General features: G+C 48.8%; 6 protein-coding genes. 5 read left to right on the plus strand and 1 reads right to left on the minus strand.

Going from position 1 to position 6000, the window contains the following annotated elements; all coding sequences use genetic code 11:
- Positions 1-299 precede the first annotated feature (299 nt).
- Positions 300-1814 carry a recombinase family protein gene (locus D5281_RS19910; RefSeq protein WP_330585179.1) on the minus strand — a complete coding sequence of 505 codons (1515 nt, stop codon included), beginning with the start codon at positions 1812-1814 and terminating at the stop codon, positions 300-302.
- Positions 1815-2129: 315 nt separating this feature from the next.
- On the opposite strand from D5281_RS19910, the gene D5281_RS19915 reads away from it, so the two are divergent.
- The 5 genes from D5281_RS19915 to D5281_RS26025 are packed head-to-tail and all read left to right on the plus strand — an operon-like array spanning position 2130 to position 5846.
- Positions 2130-3113, plus strand: coding sequence for a DUF6017 domain-containing protein (locus D5281_RS19915; RefSeq protein ID WP_160561811.1), 984 nt, complete (start codon positions 2130-2132; stop codon positions 3111-3113).
- A gap of 31 nt (positions 3114-3144) precedes the next feature.
- Positions 3145-3366: a DUF5348 domain-containing protein gene (locus D5281_RS19920; RefSeq protein ID WP_002569164.1), complete on the plus strand. Its 222-nt coding sequence runs from the start codon at positions 3145-3147 to the stop codon at positions 3364-3366.
- 41 nt (positions 3367-3407) lie between these two features.
- Positions 3408-3884 (plus strand): PcfB family protein, encoded by a 477-nt coding sequence (locus D5281_RS19925; RefSeq protein ID WP_160561812.1) that lies wholly within the window; start codon positions 3408-3410, stop codon positions 3882-3884.
- Entirely contained in the window at positions 3881-5689 is a 1809-nt protein-coding gene (locus D5281_RS19930) for a VirD4-like conjugal transfer protein, CD1115 family (protein WP_160561813.1), read from the plus strand. The genes D5281_RS19925 and D5281_RS19930 overlap by 4 nt, the downstream gene beginning before the upstream one ends.
- Positions 5676-5846, plus strand: a complete 171-nt coding sequence (locus D5281_RS26025; RefSeq protein WP_002569167.1) for a hypothetical protein — start codon at positions 5676-5678, stop codon at positions 5844-5846. The genes D5281_RS19930 and D5281_RS26025 overlap by 14 nt, the downstream gene beginning before the upstream one ends.
- Positions 5847-6000 lie beyond the last annotated feature (154 nt).

Raw genomic sequence — 6000 nt, forward strand, 5'->3', positions numbered from 1 at the left:
ACTAGTGTCAAGCTGCTTGATTTTCGGTTTTCTGGTAAAAAACAGCCCCGTCCTTATCCAATTTTGCCATTTTCGACATGTCGAAAATATGCAACAATAATTTTTTCATAGGACTAAATCAGCGGAAACCCTTGATTTTACTGGCTACTTGCTAACTTGACACTATATTGCCATACGCCCCCACCCTCTCATTCGGATACTCTGCCTCTCCTCTAAGCGGCTTCGCTCCACGTCTTAAATATGCCTTCACCTTCTCCCCATATGGTGCTGTTAAATAAAGACTAACAATTTTTTACACCTTATTTATCTTTCTTTATTTCCTCTTTATAAACTATATCTAACTGCGATTTTCCGTATACATAGATAGCTTCAATCCACTCATTCACCGCTTCCCTGGTAAGGCCCTCCAATTTTCCGGTATGTTTTGCATCTTCGCAACGAGCCCTGTTTTCTTCCTCGTTCCGTTCTCTGTTTTCCTGCATCTTTTCAAGCTGTTCACATAATCTGTTTTCCTCCTGTCTCAACGCTCTCACTCTATTTATGTAAGTTCTTCTCTCCATCTGCCCCATTTTGTACTGCTCATAAAGATACTGCTTTTCTCTTTTTAAGGAATCCTGTTTCCGCTCCAGCGTCTTGCACATCTTTTTCATCTCTTTTACCGAAAGGAACCTTAACTGCCTGTCATCTGCCGCCCCACAAGCCGCATCCGGTTTCCGGCATTTTTCTCCTGGGATCCCTTGCTTCCATTTCTGATTAAGACATTCCAAAACAGCCGCCTCCAGTTCCAGCTCGCTTAACCGTTCACTGATACATCTGCTTTTTTCCTCTTTCCTGGCAAATGCCTTCATTTTCACTGGGTTGCCAAGTTTTGGCGATGCTTGTTCAGCAACAACCGAAGCAGAATGCATACCCGCCTCTGTTATCAGGGTTTCCCCGGAAGGATCCGCTTCATATGCTGCCTTCTTGCAGGTAAAGTATGGTATCCTTGTACAGTTGATCCGTATCAGGCTTCTTTTACAATTCCCGCACCGCAGCTTTCCCTGCAATACACTCTCCCCTTTCCGGTTATGCCTTTTCCCTTTCTGGTGTTCCTTGTTCTTTATTACTTCTGATGCCCGCAAAAACTCCTGCTCTGTAATGATTGCCTCATGCATGTCCGGGACACATATCTGTTCTGTATCCGGCACCTGGCGGAAATGGCTGCCCCCAACCAACGTTACTCTGGTTTTCCCATTTACAACAGTCCCAAGATAAACTTTATTCTGAAGGATTTTCCGAACCCTCCCGCAATCCCAATATCCTTCTCCATCCATGATATGGTACTGCTCCTTCTCCTGGTTCTTATATCGCCCTGGTGTCGGTATTTTTTCTTTGTTCAGTCTTTTTGCAATCTCACCAGTCCCACATCCCTCACCGGCCAGCCCAAAAATCCGCCTGACATATTGTGCCGCCACTTTATCCACTGCCAGGACTTTCTTATTATCGGAAAACTGATAACCGAATGGCGCCCTGGGCCCGATAAAGTCCCCTCTCTTTCTTCTTACCAGCAATGAGGAACGCATTTTTTCAGACAAGTCCCTGCTATACATATCATAGAGAAGGCTCTTGAACGCAACCTCAATCCCTCCGGTAGTTCCTATGTGGTCATGACTGTCATATCCATCATTGACCGCAATAAACCGGACTCCCATAAAAGGAAAAATCTGTTCTAAGTAATCCCCCACTTCCAAATAATTTCTCCCAAATCTGGAAATGTCTTTCACAATGATGCAGCATATTTTCCCTTCCCTAACCAATGCCAGCATCTCTTTCACTGCCGGTCTTTCAAAAGCTGACGTTAGATAACGATACTTTTGAAAACACTGGAAAATCAAGGTTTTTCGAGCGACGGACAAGCAGGGTATTGTACTAAAAACTGAATACGACGCAGAAGCGGCGTTTCTTACTCTCTACATGGGAGAACAGGAACGCCGCTTTTTTCATGCCCTTTGTTACGCAGTAGGGGCAGAAAAAGCCTTGCTACAAGCGGCTTTCCGGGCGCGTATCTGGCGCGGCAAGGGAAATATACCTTATCCCCCAAAACCGCGCTTCTACTGCGTAACAAATCCAAAGCAAAGGAGCTATGAACTATGGCAGTTTTCAGAGTGGAACGGAACAAGGGCTACACCGTAATGAGCAACCACCACCTACGCAACAAGGAGCTTTCCCTAAAGGCAAAGGGGCTGTTGTCGCAAATGCTGTCACTCCCCGAAGATTGGGACTACACCTTGAAAGGCTTATCCCTTATCAACCGGGAAAAGATAGACGCTATCCGCGAAGCCATTAAGGAGCTTGAACGCGCCGGGTATATCGTCCGTTCAAGGGAGCGCGACGAGAAAGGACGCTTGCGGGGCGCGGACTATGTGATATTCGAGCAGCCGCAGCCGCCTACGCCGGATTTACCTACATTGGAAAATCCAACATTGGATAATCCAACGCAGGAAAAACCAACATTGGAAAAACCTACGTTGGAAAATCCAACGCAATTAAATAAAGATATACAAAGAACTGACTTACCAAAAAAAGAAAAAATAATTACTGATGAACAAAGTACCCATTCCATTCCTATCCTTTCCCCTAACCCCTCTCCTTGCAGAGAAGCGGCTACGCCGCCGGAACGGAAAGGAACGGAAGCGGCAGCACAGAGCGCAGTTGATATATACCGGGAAATCATCAAGGACAATATCGACTACCACATTCTCAAACAGGACATGAAGTTTGACAGTGACAGGCTTGACGAGATTGTAGACCTCATGCTTGAAACCGTATGCACCGCCAGAAAGCGGGTACGGATTGCGGGGGACGACTACCCGGCAGAGCTTGTGAAATCTAAGTTTATGAAACTGGACGGCGAGCATATCCGCTTTGTGCTTGACTGTATGCGGGAGAACACAACGAAAATCCGCAACATCAAGCAATATCTGAAAGCAGCCCTTTTCAACGCCCCGTCCACAATCGGCAATTATTACACTTCCCTTGTCGCCCATGACATGGCAAGCGGCGCACTGTCACCGAAGAAGCCGCAGTACGGCGACCCGGACTATTATTCATGCAACGAGGGCGAAAGCCTGTAACCACCCACAACCACAAAAGGAGGATTTTATTATGGCACAGAAAATGACAGGAGCATTGGTATTTGACGAGCGCACCGACCGTTACGACATCCGCTTTGACTTAAACAGCTACTATGGCGGGCTGCATTGTGGAGAATGTTTTGACGTATTCGTGCGGGGCAAGTGGAAGCCGACCCGGATTGAGTACGGCGACAACTGGTATCTTGTGGGTATCAGAGCCGAGGACTTGAACGGGCTGCGGGTGCGTATCTGACCGCCGCCCCGTAAAGAAACGCGAAAGGAGGACGCGAGGAATTGCAGGACGAAGTAAACGAAAAGACCATAGCCCTTTACATCAAGACCGGGAAGCTGACCGCCCAGACGCTCCAAAAGGCAATGAAAGCCATACTGTCAAAGGGCAAAAAGCAGCTTGCAAAACCGCCACAGGGCAAGCAGAGCTTAAAGCAGCTTATGAAGCAGAACGCGGGCGTTTCCAACATTGAGATTACCGAGGGCAATATCAAAGCCTTTGAGAGTACGGCAAAAAAGTACGGTATCGACTTTGCGCTGAAAAAGGACACGACGGAAAGCCCGCCCCGCTATCTGGTTTTCTTCAAGGGGCGGGACGCGGACGTGCTGACCGCCGCCTTTAAGGAATTTTCCGCAAAAAAGCTGACACAGGAGAAAAAGCCCTCAATCCGAAAGCTGCTCTCTACCCTCAAAGAAGCTGCACAGGGCAAGAACGCGGAACGGGCGAAAGTCAAGAACAAGGACAGGGAGGTATCGCTATGAAGCCGGAAATCAAGAAGCTGCTTATCCTCAATCTCCCGTATCTGCTCTTTGTCTGGCTCTTTGATAAAGTGGGCGCGGCTGTCCGGCTCTCCCCCGGTGCGGACGCAAGCGCAAAGCTGCTACATCTTGGGGACGGTTTTACCGCCGCCTTTTCCAGTATCGCGCCGAGCTTCCACCCGGCAGATTTACTTATCGGCATTGCGGGGGCGGTCATTGTCCGGCTGATTATCTACACCAAAGGCAAGAACGCGAAGAAATACCGCCGCGGGACAGAATACGGTTCGGCGCGTTGGGGAACCGCCGACGACATAAAGCCGTACACCGACCCGGTATTTGAGAACAATATCCCCCTAACGCAGACGGAACGGCTCACCATGAACAGCCGCCCGAAGCAGCCGAAATACGCAAGAAACAAAAATATCCTTGTAATCGGCGGTTCCGGCAGCGGCAAGACCCGGTTCTTTGTGAAACCGTCGCTTATGCAGTGCAGCTCAAAAGATTTTCCAACGTCGTATATCGTCACTGACCCAAAAGGAACATTGATTTTGGAAACCGGGAAAATGTTACAGCGGTACAAATACCGTATCAAAGTGCTAAATACGATTAACTTCAAAAAATCCATGAAATACAATCCCTTTGCCTATCTGCGGAGCGAAAAGGACATTTTGAAGTTAGTCAATACCATTATCGCCAACACAAAAGGCGACGGGGAGAAATCCGGCGAGGATTTTTGGGTGAAAGCGGAAAAGCTCTACTACACCGCGCTAATCGGCTATATCTGGTATGAAGCCCCGGAGGACGAGAAAAACTTCACGACGCTGCTTGAAATGATAAATGCGTCGGAAGCCCGCGAGGACGACGAGGACTTCCAGAACCCGGTTGACCTCATGTTTGAACGTCTGGAAGAAAAAGACCCGGAACATTTTGCAGTCAAGCAGTACAAAAAATACAAACTTGCGGCGGGCAAGACCGCAAAAAGCATACTTATCTCATGCGGCGCAAGGTTAGCCCCATTCGACATTAAGGAGCTGCGGGAGCTTATGGAAACCGACGAAATGGAACTTGACACCATAGGCGACAGAAAGACCGCCCTTTTCGTGATTATCAGCGACACCGACGACACCTTTAACTTTGTCGTGAGTATTCTCTACACACAGCTATTCAACCTCTTGTGCGACAAGGCAGATGATGAATACGGCGGGCGGCTTCCCGTCCATGTACGGTGCTTACTTGATGAATTTGCGAATATCGGGCAGATACCGAAGTTTGAAAAGCTCATTGCAACGATACGGAGCCGGGAAATATCCGCGTCAATCATCTTGCAGAGCCAGTCACAGCTAAAGGCAATCTACAAGGACAACGCCGATACCATAGTCGGCAACTGCGACACCACGCTTTTCTTGGGCGGCAAGGAAAAAACGACGCTCAAAGAAATATCGGAGATTTTAGGCAAGGAAACGATAGACAGCTTCAACACGTCCGAAACCAGAGGGCGGGAGCTTTCGCATGGGCTGAACTATCAGAAATTGGGAAAGCAGCTTATGACGGAAGATGAAATCGCAGTCATGGACGGAGGGAAATGTATCTTGCAGCTACGCGGGGTGCGCCCGTTCTTTTCGGACAAATTCGACATAACGAAGCACCCGAAATACAAGTACCTGTCCGACGCAGACCCGAAGAACGCCTTTGACATGGAAAAGCACCTTAAACGCCGCCCCGCCATTGTCAAGCCCGACGAGGTTTTTGACTATTACGAGATTGACGCGGCAGATTTACAGGAGGGCGCAGACCATGAGGAAACGTAGCGCAGAGGAAAAACAAAAGCAGCTTGAACGGTTTTTAATGAATGTTGCGGAAGCCGCCGACGCTGCATTATGGGAGTATTGGCGGGAAAAGGAAGCGGAACACCGCCGTTTTGCAACGGAGTATGTCACGCGCCGGGGGCTTATCCCGCAACAGTGACAGCATGGCAGACCGCCGGGGGACAGGGGAAGCTACACTTCCCCTACGCTGCCTTGCGGCAGCTACCCCTTTGTGAACTTGCAGGAAGCGAACACCTTGCTACGCAAGCTATTCACTTCCCGCAAGTCTGAAAAAAACGTCCGGCAGCACAGCG

Origin of the sequence: Parablautia muri, assembly GCF_009917485.1 — a bacterium.
GTDB classification, from domain to species: Bacteria; Bacillota; Clostridia; order Lachnospirales; family Lachnospiraceae; genus Suilimivivens; species Suilimivivens muri.